Source organism: uncultured Oxalicibacterium sp. (assembly GCF_913776015.1).
Lineage (GTDB): Bacteria > Pseudomonadota > Gammaproteobacteria > Burkholderiales > Burkholderiaceae_D > Oxalicibacterium.
In genome coordinates, this window is record NZ_CAJYMD010000053.1 from 76,025 (window position 1) to 93,319 (window position 17,295).

The window sequence follows — 17,295 nt, forward strand, 5'->3', positions numbered from 1 at the left end:
CATTCCCGCCATGATTCGCGCGGGAAGGCTTTAAAATGTGGCGCTTGGTCGCCTTGAGCGACAAATTTCGTCACCTTTTCGCCTGTATGGAGTCGTTTTGAACAATTTGCGGCAGGAATTCATTCAATTTTCAGTAGAGACCGGCGTCTTGCGTTTCGGTGAGTTTGTAACCAAAGCTGGCCGGACCTCGCCGTATTTCTTCAATGCGGGTCTGTTCAACCAGGGTGGCACGCTGGCGCGGTTGTCCGAGTTCTATGCGCAAACGCTGCTGGATTCGGGCGTCGAGTTCGACATGCTGTTTGGCCCTGCCTACAAAGGCATCACGCTGGCGTCGGCGACAGCCGTGGCGCTGGCGAACAAGGGGCGCGATGTGCCGTTTGCCTTCAACCGCAAGGAAGCCAAGGATCACGGCGAAGGCGGCACGATTGTGGGGGCCAAGCTCGAAGGTCGGGTGGTCATCATCGACGACGTGATTTCGGCCGGTACCTCGGTGCGCGAATCGGTGGACATGATTCGCGCTGCGGGTGCCACGCCCTGCGCGGTGCTGATCGCGCTCGACCGCATGGAACGTTCGGGCAAGGACGATGCCTTGTCTGCGCACTCGGCCGTGCAGGAAGTCAGCAACGCCTACGGCATTCCGGTGGTGTCGATCGGTAATCTGGAAGACTTGTTCGAATACATTTCGAATGCAGGTGCAGCGTCGGAACAGGCGCAGTACAAGGACGCGGTGGCAGCCTATCGCAGGCGATACGGCATCGCCGCATGATTCGTTGAGGGGACGACATGACGGGTAGCATGGCAGGTGCAGGCAGAAAGCTGGTGGTTGTCGTGTTGTGGTGTCCTGTCATGGCGCAGGCGGGGATTTACATCTGCAAGGATGGTGGCGGCCGCACACTGACTTCCGATCGCCCGATCCCTGAATGTGCGGATCGCGTCATGCGCGAATACAGCGACAAGGGTGTGCTCAAGCGCGAGATCGCCGCACCGTTGACGCCTGAACAGAAGCAGCAGCTGGAAGCGCAGCGCCGCCAGCGTCAGGCTGAAGAAGAGGCATTGGCCGAACGTCGCCGCAGTGATCGTGCCTTACTGGCACGCTTCCACAATGAACAGGAAATCGAAGCCGCACGCCAACGCGAAAGCGCTACGCTTTCGAATCTGATCGTGCAGCAAAAGGCAGCGCTGCATGTGGCTCGCAAGGACTGGAGCGCGGCGGACGGCAACAAGCCCCGTCAGCAACTGCTGGGCGAGCGCGTGCAGGAAATCGACAAGAGTTTGCGTGATAGCGAAGGCGATCTGGTGCAGCTCAACGCCAAGTTCGATGGCATGCTGAAGCGGTATCGTGAATTGGCGGGTAGTGCGCTGCCTTGAGTGAACGAGTTTGGTTGCTCGTTGTTTGTGGCGTTCTAAAAGGCAGTGTTGCTGAGGGATATTCGCCGGGTGGTTTGGTTTTGCTCTTTGAGCAAGGCTGATGGTGCTAGCGAATGGAGACTATTTGCGGTACTGAAAATAGGCTTTCTTCGAAGAGACTTGCCGGGGGTAGCCCGGCGGCTACCTACTTTCTTTGCGTTCGCCAAAGAAAGTAGGCAAAGAAAGGCGACCGCGGTACGCAGCCCTTCGGGTTCCCGCTGCTGTCACGCCCAAATCGGGAAACGAACGAAACTCGCTTCGCTCAGACAACGTTCGTTTCTGATCCGATTTGCACATGTCATCAGCGGCTGCGTACAAGCGGAATTTGTCGGACTTGGCAAACATGCAGGTGATGAGAGCGATGAGGTTCTGAAACAAAAAAGCGGTGACCAATTATTTGGTCGCCGCTTTTGTTTTTGGCAGAATGGGGATTGTGTTCGATGCGTCCATTTCGAGCGCATCGCCAGTCATTAGCCCGCCAGTTTCTTTTTCAGCAGTTCGGTCAATTGTGCCGGATTGGCCTTGCCGCGCGAGGCTTTCATGGCTTGGCCCATCAGTGCATTGATGGCTTGCTCCTTGCCGGCGCGATATTCGGCGACCGACTTTTCGTTGGCAGCAAGTACTTGATCAACGATGGCTTCGAGTGCGCCGCTGTCGGAGATTTGCTTGAGGCCCTTGGCTTCGATGATGTCATCAGCGAGCGTGGCGCTGTCGGATTTGGCTTCCCACATGCCGGCAAATACTTCCTTGGCGATCTTGTTGGAAATCGTGCCGTCTGTAATGCGTTGCAACAGTTGCGCCAGTTGTGCAGGTTTGACGGGGGCAGTATCGATTTCCGTGCCTTCGCGATTCAGCGTGGAGGCAACATCGCCCATCAGCCAGTTGGCAATCGGTTTGGCCTGTGCCTTACCCGCCGCAGCAACGGTTGCTTCAAAGTAGGCGGCCATCGCTTTGGATTGCGTGAGGATGGCGGCATCGTATTCGGACAGCGCATAGTCCTGTACGAAGCGATCGCGCATCGCCGCCGGCAGTTCCGGCATCGCCGCCTTCACGCGTGCAATCCATGCCTCGCTGATGACGAGTGGCGGCAGGTCGGGATCGGGGAAGTAGCGGTAATCCTGCGCATCTTCCTTGCTGCGCATTTCACGCGTCTCGCGCTTGTCCGGATCGTAAAGGCGGGTGGCTTGCACGACGCGGCCGCCGTCTTCGATCAGTTCGATCTGGCGACGCACTTCGTAGTTGATCGCGTCTTCGAGAAAGCGGAACGAGTTGAGGTTCTTGATCTCGCAACGCGTGCCGTATTCCTTCTGTCCGACCGGACGGACCGATACGTTGGCGTCGCAACGGAACGAACCTTCCTGCATGTTGCCATCGCAAATGCCGAGCCACGTGACGAGCGAGTGCAATGCCTTGGCATACGCCACGGCTTCGGCGGCACTGCGCATGTCGGGTTCGGTCACGATTTCCAGCAGCGGCGTACCGGCGCGATTCAGATCGATGCCCGTCATGCCCTGATAGTCTTCATGCAGCGATTTGCCGGCGTCTTCTTCAAGGTGCGCGCGTGTCAGTTGGATCGAACGAATCTCGGTCTTGCCATCGACTTCCAGCGCAAATGACACCTTTCCGCCTTGTACGACCGGCAGCTCCATCTGGCTGATCTGATAGCCCTTGGGCAGATCAGGGTAAAAGTAGTTTTTGCGCGCGAAAACCGAATGCGGTGCGATGTGCGCATCGATTGCCAGACCGAACTGGATTGCGCGTTCGACCGCACCACGGTTCATCACCGGTAACGAGCCGGGCAATGCCAGATCGACTGGCGATGTTTGTGTATTCGGTTCGGCGCCGAAGCGTGTCGGCGAACCGCTGAAGATTTTGGATTCGGTGGTCAACTGCGCATGCGTTTCCATTCCGATGACGACTTCCCACTGCATAATTTCCTCGCTCTCAGGCGTTGTGCTTGTTCACTGCGTACGTTGTTCGATGATTCAGATGCCGGTCGGTTGGCGCATATGCCAGTCGGTCGCTTGCTGATACTGATGTGCGACATTCAACAGGCGCGCTTCGTCGAAATAGTTGCCGATGATCTGCAGGCCGACCGGGCGCTTGCCATTCTTTTCGCCCTGACCGAAACCGCATGGCACCGACATGCCGGGCAAGCCGGCGAGACTGGTCGAGAGCGTGAAGATGTCGGCCAGATAGTTAGCGACCGGATCGTCGGCGCGCGCACCCAGATCCCACGCCACGGTCGGCGCAACCGGACCCATGATGACGTCGCACTGTTTGTTTGGTCCGGACAGCGCATTCTGGAAATCCTGCGCGATCAGACGGCGAATCTTTTGCGCCTGCACGTAGTAGGCGTCGTAGTAACCGTGCGACAACACGTACGCGCCGACCAGAATGCGGCGTTGTACTTCATCGCCAAAGCCTTCGGCGCGTGTCTTGCGATACATGTCGGCCAGGTCCTTGTACTCCTTGGCGCGGAAGCCGTAACGCACGCCATCGAAACGCGAGAGGTTGGACGAGGCTTCTGCCGGTGCGATCACGTAATAGGTCGGGATCGACAGCGCGGTTTTCGGCAGCGAGATATCAACCAGCGTGGCACCGAGTTTCTCGAATTCGGCGAGTGCGGCGCGCACTGCTTGTTCGACATCCGCAGCCAGGCCTTCACCGAAATACTCCTTCGGCAGGCCGATGCGCAAACCTTGCAACGGCTGTTGCAGGTTGCGGTTGAAATCTTCTGCAGGACGTTCGATGCTGGTCGAATCGCGCTCATCGAAACCGCACATGGCGTTGAGCAGCAGGCCACAATCTTCGGCCGTGCGCGCAATCGGACCGCCCTGATCGAGCGACGAAGCAAAGGCGATCATGCCGAAGCGCGAGACGCGACCATAGGTTGGCTTGATGCCCGTCACGCCGCACAGCGCTGCCGGTTGGCGGATCGAACCACCGGTGTCGGTGGCGGTGGCGGCTGGTGTCAGGCAAGCTGCAACGGCAGCGGCGGAGCCGCCTGACGAGCCACCCGGAATGGCGGTCTTGTCCCAGGGATTCTTGACCGCGCCGAAGAAGGAATTTTCATTGGATGAGCCCATCGCGAATTCATCGCAATTCAGCTTGCCCAGCGTAACCGTGCCGGCCTGATTGAAGCGCTCCACGACCGTCGCATCGAACGGGCTCACATAGTTTTCCAGCATCTTCGATGCCGCAGTGGAGCGCCAGCCACGCGTGACGAAAATATCCTTGTGCGCAATCGGCACACCGGTCAGCGGCGTGGCGTTGCCGGCGGCGAGGCGCTTGTCGGCTTCGGCCGCTTGCGCCAGCGTCAATGCTTCATCGACATGCAGGAAAGCGTTGAGATCGCTGCTGCCAATACGAGCCAGATATTGTGAAGCGAGTTCGGTGGCCGAGACCTGCCGTGATTGCAGCAGATCGGAGAGTTCTTTGATGGTCTTGTTATGCATGATGAAATCGGTTTCGGTAGCAACAGGCAGCGGGTGCAGTGCACGCTGCGACGAGGCAGCAAGGAATGCTTGAACGATCCTTACTCGATGACCTTGGGCACCAGATACAGGCCATCCTGCGTGGCAGGAGCGGGTTTCTGGTAGTCGTCGCGACGATTCGGCTCGCTGGCAACATCGTCACGCAGGCGTAGCGCCAAATCAGGTTGCATGGCGGCAATCGGATGGTTGAGCGGTTCGACGCCGCTGGTATCGACGGCGCGCAATTCCTCGACCAGGGCAAAAATGCCATTGAGCTTGTCGAGCGTCTGCGAAGACTGTTCTTCGGTCAGCTCGATTTGCGCGAGGACGGAAAGGCGTTTGACATCGGAAAGTTCGAGGGACATGAGAAAGGCGCGGGGAAACCGCTAGCAAAATGTTAAGAAAAACCGGTTCGTAAAAAATGCGGGCCAATTCCTGCCAGATCGGCGCAGAATCGCGCCAGCGCTACCTGTTTTTACGATTTTTGTGGCTCAAATCAGGCTGGATTATAAGGTAGAATACCCGGCTAATGCCTTGCCGGCGCCGGGAAATACTGGGCTCGCCGCGGCACGAATACCCCCGTTTGTATTTTTTATCGACACATGCGCGCACGCTCGCGCCTCAGGACAATTCATGTTTGGATTCTTACGCAGTTATTTCTCGAACGATCTGGCGATCGATCTGGGTACCGCCAACACGCTGATTTACGTACGTAGCGCCGGCATCGTTCTCGACGAACCATCGGTCGTCGCCATTCGCCAGCAAGGCGGCCCGAACGGCAAAAAAACCATCATGGCAGTCGGCAAGGAGGCCAAGCAGATGCTGGGCAAGGTGCCGGGTAATATCGAAGCAATTCGCCCGATGAAGGATGGCGTGATCGCCGACTTCACCGTCACCGAGCAAATGCTCAAGCAGTTCATCCGCATGGTGCACGACACCAAGCTGTTCAAACCATCGCCACGCATCATCATTTGCGTTCCTTGCGGCTCCACGCAAGTCGAGCGCCGTGCGATTCGCGAATCGGCACTCGGTGCCGGTGCTGCGCAGGTTTATCTGATTGAAGAGCCGATGGCTGCGGCAATCGGTGCAGGTTTGCCAGTGGCAGACGCAACTGGTTCGATGGTCGTCGATATCGGTGGCGGTACGACCGAAGTCGGCATCATCTCGCTGGGCGGCATGGTCTACAAAGGCTCGATCCGTGTTGGTGGCGACAAGTTCGATGAAGCGATCGTCAACTACATTCGCCGCAACTACGGCATGCTGATCGGCGAACAGACTGCCGAAGCAATCAAGAAGGAAATCGGTTCTGCCTTCCCGGGTTCCGAAGTGCGTGAGATGGAAGTCAAGGGGCGCAACCTGTCCGAAGGTATTCCTCGTTCGTTCACGATTTCGAGCAACGAAATTCTCGAGGCGCTGACCGATCCACTGAACAACATCGTTTCCGCCGTCAAGAACGCGCTGGAGCAGACGCCGCCGGAGCTCGGTGCCGACATTGCCGAAAAAGGCATGATGCTGACCGGCGGTGGCGCTTTGCTGCGCGATCTGGATCGTCTGCTGATGGAAGAAACCGGTCTGCCGGTTATCGTTGCAGAAGATCCGCTGACTTGCGTGGTGCGCGGTTCCGGCATGGCGCTCGAGCGTATGGACAAGCTCGGTTCCATCTTCTCGCACGAATAAGTTCGATGGGTCGTTTCTCTTTCGAGAACGGCCCGATTTTCTTGCGCAGCCGCCGCATGATCCGATGACAGTCCGCAGCGAAACATTTTTGTCTGCCATCATCGCTTCGTATCGGACGGTCTGGCGTTCTTCTCGCTGACATTCGCCCGTCTCTGCAGGTCTTCAGGCATTCATGGAATACAGCCCACCACCGCTTTTCAAACAAGGCGCTTCGGCACGTGCCAAGATGGTGTGCTTCGCCCTGATCGCGCTGGTTCTGCTCTTCGTCGATTCGCACATGCGTTCGCTCGGCATCGTGCGCCAGGTAGTTTCTACTGCGCTCTACCCCTTGCAGGTGGCTGCGCTTGCGCCGCGTGATGCGTTCTTTTCGATGACCGGCTACTTCACGACCGTGGCGGAGATCAAGGCCGAAAACGACAAGCTGAAACGCCAGCAGACACTTGATGCGCATGCCTTGCAGCAAGGCCAGCAACTGCTGACCGAAAATGCACAACTGCGCAATCTGCTCGATGCCAAGGCACGCTTGCCCGTCAAATCCGTGATGGGGGAAATCCTCTACGACACGCGTGATCGCTTCACGCGCAAGATCATGCTCGATCGCGGCAGCCAGCACGATGTCGAACGTGGACAGCCGGTGATCGATCATGTTGGTGTGGTTGGTCAGGTGACGCGTGTGTTTCCTTTCAGCTCCGAAGTCACGCTGGTGACCGACAAGGATCAGGCGGTGCCGGTGCAGGTCGTACGTAACGGTTTGCGTAGCGTGGCCTACGGGCGTGGTCAGTCGAACGTGCTGGATTTGCGCTTTCTGCCATCGAATGTCGATATCCAGGAAGGCGATACGCTCGTGACGTCGGGCATCGATGGCGTCTACCCGGCCGGACTGATGGTGGCGAAGGTGATCGAGGTTGATCGCAAGTCGGATGCTTTTGCGCGCATCGTTTGCGCACCGCTTGCCGGTGTCGATCGCAATCGCCAGTTGTTGATCTTGCTGGTCGATAACCAGTACGAGCCGCGGCCGGCGGATGACAGCAAGCAGAACGTCAACAAGAAAGGCTTGCTGCAACATGCCACGCGTCGCGGCGATGTGGTGGAAGACAAGAAGCCGGCCGCACCGTCGGCCCAGCCAGCTGAAGATGCTGCCGCCACGCAACCGACGCTGAAGGTGCCACGATGAGTCAGCATCCGCATTACATTCTGTTGCCAGCCAATCCGCTGTTCATTGCATTCAGCCTGCTGGTTGCCTTCCTGCTCAATCTCTTGCCATGGGGGCAATGGGTCGGCGTGCCGGATTTCGTGGCCTTGATTCTCGTCTTCTGGAGTATTCATCAGCCGCGCAAGGTCGGTATCGGTATTGCGTTTTTCATGGGGTTGCTGATGGATGTGCACGACGCTGCGTTGCTGGGCGAGAATGCGCTTTCCTATACGCTGCTGTCGTATTTCGCGATCATGATTCATCGCCGCGTGCTGTGGTTCCCGATGGGGGTGCAGGCCATGCATGTGTTCGTGCTGTTGCTGCTGGCGCAATTGGTGAGTCTGATCGTGCGCTTGATCGTCGGCGGCAAGTTTCCCGGTTTCCTGCTCTTTGCGGAAAGTCTGTTGGCCGCCGTGCTGTGGCCCGTCGTGACCTGGCTGTTGCTGGCGCCGCAACGTCGCGCAACCAATCGCGACGATACGCGTCCGATCTGAGGAACGTGTATGTGCACGAGGTTGATGTCGCATGACTGAATTCAAAGATACCGAGCGTGAGCTAAGGCGATTTCGACTTCGCCTGACGGTGGCAGGCACGCTAGTATTTCTCCTGTTCTGCGTGCTGACGGCACGCTTTTTCTGGTTGCAGGTGGTGCGTCACGACGCGTATGTGGCGCAGGCGGAAGACAACCGTATTTCCGTCATCCCCATCGTTCCCAATCGCGGCCTGATTACCGATCGTAACGGCGTCGTGCTGGCACGCAACTTCTCTGCCTACACGCTGGAAATTACGCCATCGAAGATTCAGGGCAAGCTCGATGACGTGATCGAGGAATTGGGTCAGATCATTGAAATTCAGCCGCGCGATTTGCGGCGCTTCCGCAAGTTGCGCGAAGAGTCGCGCAACCTCGCCAGCTCGCCGATTCGCGTGCGTCTCACCGATGAAGAGGTCGCACGTTTCAGCGCGCAGCGTTATCGCTTCCCCGGTGTGGAAGTGCAGGCGCGGCTATTCCGCCAATATCCATTGGGCGCGACGGCCTCGCACGTGATCGGTTACATCGGTCGCATCAATCAGCGTGATGCCGACCGCATCGAGGAAAACGGCGAGACTGCCAATTACCGTGGCAGCGAGCATATCGGCAAGGAAGGTGTCGAGCGCAGCTACGAGCAGTATCTGCATGGCAAGACCGGCTATCAGGAGGTCGAGGTGTCGGCAGGTGGGCGCCCGATTCGTACCTTGTCGCGCACGCCGGCGACGGCTGGTTCCAATCTGATTCTCTCGATTGATATCGAATTGCAGAAAGTGGTCGAGCAGGCATTCGGCAATCGTCGCGGGGCATTGATTGCGATCGAACCCGAGACGGGCGACATCCTCGCCTATGTGTCGATGCCGACCTTTGATCCCAATCTGTTTGTCGAAGGTATCGATCAGCAGAGCTGGGATGCGCTGAACAATTCACCCGATCATCCCTTGTTGAACCGACCACTGTCAGGAGCGTATCCACCGGGCTCGACCTACAAGCCGTTCATGGCTCTGGCTGCGCTGGAAACGGGCAAACGCAAGCCGTCGGACAGCATCTCTGATCCGGGTTACTTCTGGTTCGGCAATCATCGTTTCCGCGACGACAAGGTAGGCGGCCACGGCATTGTCGACATGTACAAGTCCATCGTGGAATCCTGTAATACCTATTACTACACGCTGGCCAATGACCTCGGCGTGGATACCATTCACGACTTCATGAAACCGTTCGGCTTCGGCCAGAAAACCGGCATCGATCTCGATTTCGAACGCAGCGGCGTATTGCCTTCGACCGCGTGGAAGCGCGAAGCCTATCGTCGCCCCGAACAGAAGCGCTGGTATGCCGGTGAGACGATCTCGATCGGTATTGGCCAGGGCTACAACGCCTTTACGCCGCTGCAACTGGCGAATGCGATTGCCATTCTTTCCAACAATGGTGTCGCAATGAAGCCGCATCTGGTCAAGATGATCGAGGATGGCATGAGCGGTCAGCGCACCCTGACCGTTCACAAGGAAAGCTATCGCATTCCGCTCAAGCAGGAAAACATCGACTTCGTGAAAAATGCGATGGCCGGTGTGGTCAAGACAGGTACCGGATCGCGCGTCTTCCAGAATGCGGGTTACGACTCTGCTGGCAAGACCGGCACCGCACAAGCGATTACGATCAGTCAGAACGAAAAATATGATGCGGCAAAACTGAAAGAGCGGCAGCGCGATCACTCGTTGTACACGGCTTTTGCGCCTGTCAACAAACCGAAGATCGCACTTGCGGTGATTGTCGAAAACGGTGGTTGGGGTGCCGCTGCTGCCGCACCCATTGCCAAGGCAGCGCTGGATTATTATTTGCTGGGCAAGCGTCCGCAGGACAAGAACGGCAATCCGACGAGCGCGCCTGTCATGCCGGTCGAAGACGGGATGACGGATTAATCCATGGAAAAGCGTTCGCCCCTGCAAATTATCAAGCCGTATGTGGCCGTGTTCGATGGCCCGCTGATGGTGATCGTCGGACTTATTCTGTTGACAAGTAGCGTGACGCTCTATTCGGCCGGGATCGATTTTCCCGGTCGTATCGAAGATCATCTGCGCAACATCCTGATTTCGCTGTTGATGATGTGGATCACCGCACTGGTTCCACCGCAGAAACTCATGCGGCTTGCTGTGCCGCTGTATGTGCTCGGTATCGTGCTGCTGGTCGCGGTAGCGGCGTTCGGCCTGATTCGTAATGGTGCGCGGCGCTGGGTCGATATCGGTGTCGTGATTCAACCATCCGAAATCATGAAGATCGCCATGCCGCTGATGCTGGCGTGGTTCTTTCAGAAGCGTGAAGGTTTGACGCGTTGGCGCGAATTCGTGATTGCCGGTCTGCTTCTGCTCGTGCCGGTGGCGCTGATCATGCGGCAACCGGATCTGGGAACGGCATTGCTGGTGCTGGCGGCAGGTTTCTATGTGATTTTCTTTGCGGGCCTGTCGTGGAAAATCATGGTGGCAGGACTGATCACCGTACTGGCGAGCTTGCCGATTGCGTGGAACATGCTGCATGACTATCAGCGCGGGCGCGTGATGACACTCATCGATCCGACCACCGATCCGCTCGGCAAGGGCTTTCATATCATCCAGTCCACGATTGCGATCGGTTCCGGTGGGTTGACCGGCAAGGGCTGGCTGCATGGCACGCAGGCGCATCTGGAATTCATTCCCGAACGCACGACGGATTTCATCTTTGCCGTCTATTCCGAAGAATTCGGCCTCATCGGCAATCTGGTCTTGCTGGCGCTCTATCTGCTGCTCATCATTCGCGGCATGATGATCGCTGCCGGCGCGGCGACCCTGTTCAGCCGCTTGCTGGCTGGCGCATTGACGATGATGTTCTTCACCTATGCCTTCGTGAACATGGGCATGGTCAGTGGTATTCTTCCGGTCGTTGGCGTGCCGCTGCCGTTCTTCAGTTATGGCGGCACTGCTTTTGTCACACTGGGGCTTGGCGTTGGCATGCTGATGAGTATTCAGCGGCATCGCAAGCTGATACAGAGTTGATGCATCGGGCGGCCTTGCCGCCCTTCCTTTGACGATTGCGTGCCGGCAAGCATTTGCCGGCGCGTGCGATGTTGTCCACGCAGCATCGATCAACAGGAGTCGCAATGGTTTCACGCATTTTTCACCGCCTCATTCTGGTCGGTGCCACTGTCGGTCTGATGGTGCTGGCCGGTTGCACTACGACACCGGTTTCGCAACCGGCACCGAAGTCGGCAAGCAAGACACCTTCCGGTTATCCGGTGTTGCCTCCCGCAGGTTCAGGCCGTGGCGGTTACTACATGGATGACGGCCCCGGTGACAATATTCCCGAAGGTTTGCTGGATGTCCCCGATGCCGAACCGCGCATCGAACCGTATGCCAAACGCGGTAATAATCCCTATGTCGTATTCGGCAAGCGCTATGTGCCGATGACGGACGAACGTCCGTACAAGGTGCGCGGCCGCGGTAGTTGGTACGGCAAGAAATTCCACGGCCAGAAAACGTCGTCCGGCGAGCTGTACGACATGTACAAGATGAGTGCCGCACACCCGACGCTGCCTATTCCCTCCTATGCACGCGTGACCAACCTGAGCAACGGCAAGCAAGTGATCGTGCGCGTCAACGATCGCGGACCGTTCCGTTCCGAACGCGTGATCGATTTATCTTATACGGCCGCGCTGAAACTCGGCTACATCGGCCATGGCAGTACGGAGCTGGAAGTCGAGCGCCTGTTGCCGGCAGACATCGAGCAGATTCTGGCGAGCAAAAACAATCGCACCAATACAGCAGCTCGCGTCGAAGACAATACGATGCTGATGCCGAATGTGCAGACCGCACCGCTTGCGCCGGTTGCGGCGGCGTCGCCAACTGCCTCTTCAGTGCCGGTTAGTACATCAACAGATTCTGTTGTCGCTGCCCAGACTGTCATGGGACAGCCGGCACCGCCACAACTAGCCAGTGGCTATTACCTGCAGTTCGGTGCCTATTCGCAGGCCGCCAATGCCGAAGCCGCGCGCATGCGACTGACGCAGAGCACAGGCACGCTGTTGGCATCGTTGCGCGTGGAATCGGTCAACAATCTCTATCGCATTTACAGCGGCCCGTTTGCCACACGCGACGATGCGGTATCGATCGCGCATCGTGTAGAGCAGGAAGCCGGCGTCAAACCGTTCATCGTGCAACGCTGACGAGTTGCGTTTGATCGCTCAGGCCGCACAGTATCTGAGCGTATGCGCAAGGTGCCCGGAGTAATGCGTTGCCGGTTTCGCTTCGTGAAGATAATCGACGTATTGCAGTTGTGCGGCAACAATAACTCAAGGGTTTGCCTGACGATGCGGAGATAGTTCAGGCGAGGCGATTGTCACCTGCGCTGGCAGCCTTGAGTTCGAGTGCGCGGTCGTACAGTGCATTCTTCTTTTGTCCTGTCAGGCGCGCGGCCAGTGTGGCAGCCTGCTTGACCGGACACTCTTCCAGCAGGATGGCGAGGATGCGATCGGTTTGTGCATCGCGTGCGTCGCGCTCTTCCGGGGCTCCTTCCAGCAGGACCACGAATTCCCCTTTTTGCCGATTGCTATCCGCTTCCAGCCATGCTTGTGCATCCTGCAGCGGGCAGCGATGGATTTCCTCGAACAGCTTGGACAGTTCACGCGCCAACACGATTTCGCGTTGTGGCTCGAACACCGATGTCAGGGCGGTGACCATATCGATAATGCGATGCGGTGCCTCGTAAAACACCAGCGTGGAAGGTAGAGAAAGCAGCGTTTGCAATACGGTTTCGCGCTGGCCGGCTTTTGCCGGCAGGAACCCTACGAACTGAAAACGGTCATTGATCAAGCCACTGGCAGAAAGCGCGGCAATCGCCGCAGAAGGACCGGCGAGCGGCACTACCGGCAAACCGGCAGCCTGCACCATGTTGACGATGCGCGCGCCGGGATCGGAAACCGCAGGCGTGCCGGCATCGGATACCAGTGCGATGCGTTCGCCGGCTTGCAGGCGGGCGATGAGCTTGTCGGCGGATTCGCGCTCGTTGTGCTGGTGGGCAGCAATCAGTGGCTTGTTCAGGCCATAGCGGGCCAGCAGGTTGCGTGTATTGCGCGTGTCTTCGCAGGCGATGGCATCGGCCAGACCGAGCACATGCAGGCTGCGCAGGGTGATATCGCCGACGTTACCGATCGGCGTGGCCACCACATATAATGTGCCGGAAAGAAAAGTCTGGCGGGCGACCTCGTGCATAATCGCAGAGACATCGGTTACGGATTCAGTCATGGGAGGACTCGGATGTTGAGACATTGGGCGCGAAGCATTGTACTGGCAGCAGGATTGATCGGCGGATTGGGCGCGCCCGCATGGGCAGGCGCTGGTGCCGCCGATATTGTCGCGCACAGTGTAACCGAGTCATCCGCTTCGGCACGTCCGTTTGACGGCATGCAGCTTGCCCAGACCGATCTGGTGCTGGAAGGTCTGGCCGATGAGTTTGTCGGTGGTGCGATCGCCGAACCTGTTGAAGCACCGGCAGTAATGCCGATTCTGCCGCCGACCCGTGTCGCCTTGCTGTTGCCGACGCGGTCCGAAGGTCTGGCGCAAGTTGCCGATGCCGTGCGTGCAGGTTTCATGGCGGCTTGGCAGCATGAACGCGCCAATATCGTGGTCAATCTCGTTGAGACCGGCGATGCACCACAGGATGTACTTGCCAGCTATCAGGCAGCCGCCGCTGCCAACGATCTCGTCGTAGGACCGCTCACGCGCAGTGGCGTCACCGCGATTCTGCAGAACCGGGCCGTCGTCAAGCCGACCATCGCGCTGGCGCAACCCGAAACCAACGACGCGCCTTCTGCCAATTTGCTGGCAATGGGCTTGTCGGTAGAGGATGAGGCACGTCAGGTCGCACACGAGGTCGGCAGTGGCAAGGGGGCGATGAAAGCTTTCGCCATTTCGACGGGCGTCTCGTGGCAGCGTCGTGCGGCTTCTGCCTTTGTCTCGGCATGGCGCGGCATGGGTTTGCAGGCCGAAGCCATCGAATTGCCGATGACCAGCGGCTTCATCAATGCAAACGGTTTGCTGGAGCTGCGTAACCGTATTCAGGCGGCACGCCCTGCCTTGCTATTCGTGGCGCTCGATGCGGCGCAAACCGTGCAATTGCGCCTCGGCATCGGCGGCGAAGTGTCGACGTATGGTACGTCGCAAATGAATCCGTACTCGCTGGCCGACTGGCCCACGGCGACGCGTCTGCTCGATCTGGAAGGCGTGCGTCTGCTCGACATGCCGTGGCAATTGCAGGCCGATCATGCGGCAGTGATGACGTATCCCAAGTTGCCGCAGGTGGCCGATCAACGTCGCAGTCCTGATGTCGAGCGGCTGTATGCGCTGGGTATTGATGCCTATCGCGTCGCACACAATATCGCGCTCAAGCAAAGCGACTTCCGTCTCGATGGTGTGACCGGACAGTTGATGATTCATTTCGATGGTCGTTCCTCGCGCTTCGAGCGCGTCCTGCAACCGGCCATCTACCGCGAAGGCATGGTGCAGCCGTTGCAGGCCCCTTGATCGCAACGCGGCGCATCGACTCATGGCTTTGTTCTCGCGGTCGCGCACCAGCCGACAAGTGACCGGCAGTGCGGCCGAATATGTCGCGCTGCTGCACTTGCAGAAAAATGGCTTGCAACTGATCGAGCGCAATTTTCTGTGTCGCGGGGGCGAGATCGATCTGATCATGCAGGACGGCGCTACGCTGGTATTTGTCGAAGTACGCAAACGCAGCAGTCGGCAGTTTGGCGGCGCGGCTGCAAGCGTTACGCCCGCCAAGCAGCGACGGCTTATCTGCGCGGCGCAGCAATTCCTGCAACGTTATCGACAACCACCGGCTTGCCGTTTCGATGTCATCGCCATCGATGGCGATGAGCTGGAATGGCTGCGAAATGTGATGGAAGTGTGAAGACAACTGGCGAGAGCATTCGCAATCCCGATGCCTGCTCTATAATCGCCGCATCATGAATACTCAACGCATTCTTGGCCACTTTCACGAAAGTGCCGAGCTCAAGATTCAAGCGGCTTCGCAGCTGGCTCATCCCATCATGCAAGCGGTGGAACTAATGTTTGCCGCTCTGTCTAACGGAAACAAGATTCTGGCTTGCGGGAATGGTGGTTCTGCCGCCGATTGCCAACACTTTGCAGCGCAACTGGTCGGCCGTTTCGAACGTGAACGTTTGCCGCTGCCAGTCATGGCGTTGACGACCGATACATCGATCCTGACCGCGATCGGTAATGACTACAGCTATCAGGAAATCTTCAGCAAACAGGTGCAGGCATTCGGCCAGTATGGCGATGTGCTGCTTGCCGTCTCGACTTCCGGTAACTCGTCCAACGTCGTGGCTGCGATTGATGCCGCCCTTGAGCGCGATATGCGTGTGGTGGCGTTGACCGGCAAGGGGGGCGGCGCGATCGGCAAGTTGCTGACGGATGCCGATGTGCATATCAGCGTGCCGCATGAGCGTACTGCCCGCATCAAGGAAGTCCATTTGTTAACGTTGCATTGTTTGTGCGATGGCATTGACGTCGCACTTTTTGGAGGGGATGAAAATGATTGATCTGAATCGCTGCCTGGTGGCCATGCGTCGTCCGGTTGCCTTGGCATTGTTGTGCGGTGCTGCCGCGCTGACGTTGCAGGGTTGTGCTGGCGTGGTAATCGGTGGTGCGGCCGTGGTTGGCTCGCTGGCTGCGACCGATAGACGTACGATCGGTACGCAAGCTGATGACAAGGCGATTGCCTTCAAGGGCGATCAGCGTATCTACAGCGTGATCGCGCCAAGCGACAACGTGAAAATCACCAGCTTCAACCGTCGTGTACTGCTGACCGGTGAAGTGCGTGACGAGAATTCGCGCATGGCGGCAGAGCGTGAAATGCGGGCGGTCGAAGGTGTGCGTGAAGTCATCAATGAATTGGCCGTGTCCGGTACTGCAGGCTTCGGTTCGCGTTCCAACGACACGCTGATCACCGGCAAGGTGAAGGCATCGCTGCTGGATGAAAAAGGCTTGTACATCAACGCCATCAAAGTGGTGACGGAACGTGGCGTCGTCTACATGATGGGCCGTGTCACACAACGTGAAGCCGATCTGGCGACACAGATTGCGCGTGGTGTTGGTGGCGTACAGAAAGTCGTGCGTGTATTCGAATACATCAGCGATGAAGAGTACAACTCGCTGTCCAATACACCGGATACACAAAAGAAGGCTGATCGCGATTCGCAACTCGATCATTGATAATTGATGCTGCGCGCCTGCCCCTGATCTGAACGCAGGATCACGGATTCACGGGTGGTGTGGATGGTATAGTCAAAGCCGCATGGTGGTTGCCATGCGGCTTTTTCATTATGGAGACTCTATGACTGCGATGCTCGTCATTCTGGCCATTGTTGCGTTGTTGCTGTTCTGGGCGATCGGCGTGTACAACCGTATCGTCGCCTTGCGCAATCATTTCAGGAATGCCTTTGCGCAGATCGATGTGCAGCTCAAGCGCCGTTATGATCTGATTCCCAATCTGGTGGAAACCGCCAAGGCTTACATGGCACACGAGCGCGAGACGCTGGAAGCCGTGATCGCGGCACGCAATCAGGCAGCGACCGCAACCGGCAAGGCAGCCGCCGACCCGACCGATGCGCTGGCAGTGCGCCAGATGGCTACCGCCGAAGGCGCGCTCGGTCATACGCTGGGCCGCCTGTTTGCCTTGTCGGAAGCGTATCCGGAGCTGAAGGCCAATCAGAATATGATGCAACTGAGCGAAGAGCTGACCAGCACCGAAAATCGCGTTGCCTTTTCGCGCCAGGGTTATAACGACAGCGTTATGAGTTACAACACGGCGATTGAGCAGTTCCCCGGTTCACTGATCGCCGGCAGCTTTGGCTTCCGCCCGGCGGAACTGTTGCAGGTCACGGATTCGCCCGAGGAGCGCCAGGCAGTCAAGGTGCGTTTCTGAGCGCCTCGTCTTGCCGGTGTCGTAACGTGATGTCACATGCCTTGTCC

The 17,295-nt window shown here is 58.0% G+C and carries 17 protein-coding genes; 13 read left to right on the plus strand and 4 right to left on the minus strand.

Going from position 1 to position 17,295, the window contains the following annotated elements:
• Positions 1–97 precede the first annotated feature (97 nt).
• Together pyrE and QZ725_RS09410 are read left to right on the plus strand one after the other, a co-directional pair.
• A complete protein-coding gene (gene pyrE / locus QZ725_RS09405) occupies positions 98–766 on the plus strand; it encodes an orotate phosphoribosyltransferase (RefSeq protein WP_293778859.1) in 669 nt (222 codons plus the stop codon).
• Positions 767–783: 17 nt separating this feature from the next.
• A complete protein-coding gene (locus QZ725_RS09410) occupies positions 784–1,368 on the plus strand; it encodes a DUF4124 domain-containing protein (protein WP_293778861.1) in 585 nt (194 codons plus the stop codon).
• A 509-nt stretch (positions 1,369–1,877) separates the two neighbouring features.
• Here the strand turns inward: QZ725_RS09410 and gatB are convergent.
• The 3 genes from gatB to gatC all read right to left on the minus strand — a co-directional run bounded on the left by gatB (position 1,878) and on the right by gatC (position 5,248).
• On the minus strand, positions 1,878–3,338 hold the full coding sequence (gene gatB, locus QZ725_RS09415; protein WP_293778863.1) for an Asp-tRNA(Asn)/Glu-tRNA(Gln) amidotransferase subunit GatB: 1,461 nt from the start codon (positions 3,336–3,338) through the stop codon (positions 1,878–1,880).
• Between the two features lie 54 nt (positions 3,339–3,392).
• On the minus strand, positions 3,393–4,865 hold the full coding sequence (gene gatA, locus QZ725_RS09420; RefSeq protein ID WP_293778864.1) for an Asp-tRNA(Asn)/Glu-tRNA(Gln) amidotransferase subunit GatA: 1,473 nt from the start codon (positions 4,863–4,865) through the stop codon (positions 3,393–3,395).
• A gap of 80 nt (positions 4,866–4,945) precedes the next feature.
• On the minus strand, positions 4,946–5,248 hold the full coding sequence (gene gatC / locus QZ725_RS09425; RefSeq protein WP_293778865.1) for an Asp-tRNA(Asn)/Glu-tRNA(Gln) amidotransferase subunit GatC: 303 nt from the start codon (positions 5,246–5,248) through the stop codon (positions 4,946–4,948).
• 268 nt (positions 5,249–5,516) lie between these two features.
• On the opposite strand from gatC, the gene QZ725_RS09430 reads away from it, so the two are divergent.
• The 6 genes from QZ725_RS09430 (at position 5,517) to QZ725_RS09455 (ending at position 12,467) form a co-directional block, all read left to right on the plus strand.
• Positions 5,517–6,560 carry a rod shape-determining protein gene (locus QZ725_RS09430; RefSeq protein ID WP_188380725.1) on the plus strand — a complete coding sequence of 348 codons (1,044 nt, stop codon included), beginning with the start codon at positions 5,517–5,519 and terminating at the stop codon, positions 6,558–6,560.
• Between the two features lie 172 nt (positions 6,561–6,732).
• Positions 6,733–7,734, plus strand: coding sequence for a rod shape-determining protein MreC (mreC, locus tag QZ725_RS09435; protein ID WP_293778868.1), 1,002 nt, complete (start codon positions 6,733–6,735; stop codon positions 7,732–7,734).
• Entirely contained in the window at positions 7,731–8,246 is a 516-nt protein-coding gene (gene mreD, locus QZ725_RS09440; protein WP_293778869.1) for a rod shape-determining protein MreD, read from the plus strand. Before mreC ends, mreD begins: the two co-directional genes overlap by 4 nt.
• Positions 8,247–8,277: 31 nt before the next feature.
• Complete coding sequence (gene mrdA, locus QZ725_RS09445; protein WP_293778871.1) at positions 8,278–10,194, plus strand: penicillin-binding protein 2; 1,917 nt, start codon at positions 8,278–8,280, stop codon at positions 10,192–10,194.
• A 3-nt stretch (positions 10,195–10,197) separates the two neighbouring features.
• Positions 10,198–11,301 carry a rod shape-determining protein RodA gene (gene rodA / locus QZ725_RS09450; RefSeq protein WP_293778873.1) on the plus strand — a complete coding sequence of 368 codons (1,104 nt, stop codon included), beginning with the start codon at positions 10,198–10,200 and terminating at the stop codon, positions 11,299–11,301.
• A gap of 104 nt (positions 11,302–11,405) precedes the next feature.
• Entirely contained in the window at positions 11,406–12,467 is a 1,062-nt protein-coding gene (locus tag QZ725_RS09455) for a septal ring lytic transglycosylase RlpA family protein (RefSeq protein WP_293778875.1), read from the plus strand.
• 157 nt (positions 12,468–12,624) lie between these two features.
• Here QZ725_RS09455 and rsmI read toward each other — a convergent pair whose 3' ends face one another.
• On the minus strand, positions 12,625–13,545 hold the full coding sequence (gene rsmI / locus QZ725_RS09460; RefSeq protein ID WP_293778877.1) for a 16S rRNA (cytidine(1402)-2'-O)-methyltransferase: 921 nt from the start codon (positions 13,543–13,545) through the stop codon (positions 12,625–12,627).
• Between the two features lie 12 nt (positions 13,546–13,557).
• Between rsmI and QZ725_RS09465 the strand changes: the two genes are divergently transcribed.
• The 5 genes from QZ725_RS09465 (at position 13,558) to QZ725_RS09485 (ending at position 17,248) form a co-directional block, all read left to right on the plus strand.
• Positions 13,558–14,823, plus strand: a complete 1,266-nt coding sequence (locus QZ725_RS09465; protein ID WP_293778879.1) for a penicillin-binding protein activator — start codon at positions 13,558–13,560, stop codon at positions 14,821–14,823.
• Positions 14,824–14,845: 22 nt separating this feature from the next.
• Positions 14,846–15,211 carry a YraN family protein gene (locus tag QZ725_RS09470; protein ID WP_293778881.1) on the plus strand — a complete coding sequence of 122 codons (366 nt, stop codon included), beginning with the start codon at positions 14,846–14,848 and terminating at the stop codon, positions 15,209–15,211.
• Between the two features lie 55 nt (positions 15,212–15,266).
• Positions 15,267–15,863, plus strand: a complete 597-nt coding sequence (locus QZ725_RS09475) for a phosphoheptose isomerase (RefSeq protein ID WP_293778883.1) — start codon at positions 15,267–15,269, stop codon at positions 15,861–15,863.
• A complete protein-coding gene (locus QZ725_RS09480; protein ID WP_293778885.1) occupies positions 15,856–16,536 on the plus strand; it encodes a BON domain-containing protein in 681 nt (226 codons plus the stop codon). The genes QZ725_RS09475 and QZ725_RS09480 overlap by 8 nt, the downstream gene beginning before the upstream one ends.
• 121 nt (positions 16,537–16,657) lie before the next feature.
• The gene (locus QZ725_RS09485; protein ID WP_293778887.1) at positions 16,658–17,248 is read left to right on the plus strand and encodes a LemA family protein; all 591 of its coding nucleotides are present in this window, start codon (positions 16,658–16,660) and stop codon (positions 17,246–17,248) included.
• The last annotated feature ends 47 nt before the right edge of the window (positions 17,249–17,295 follow it).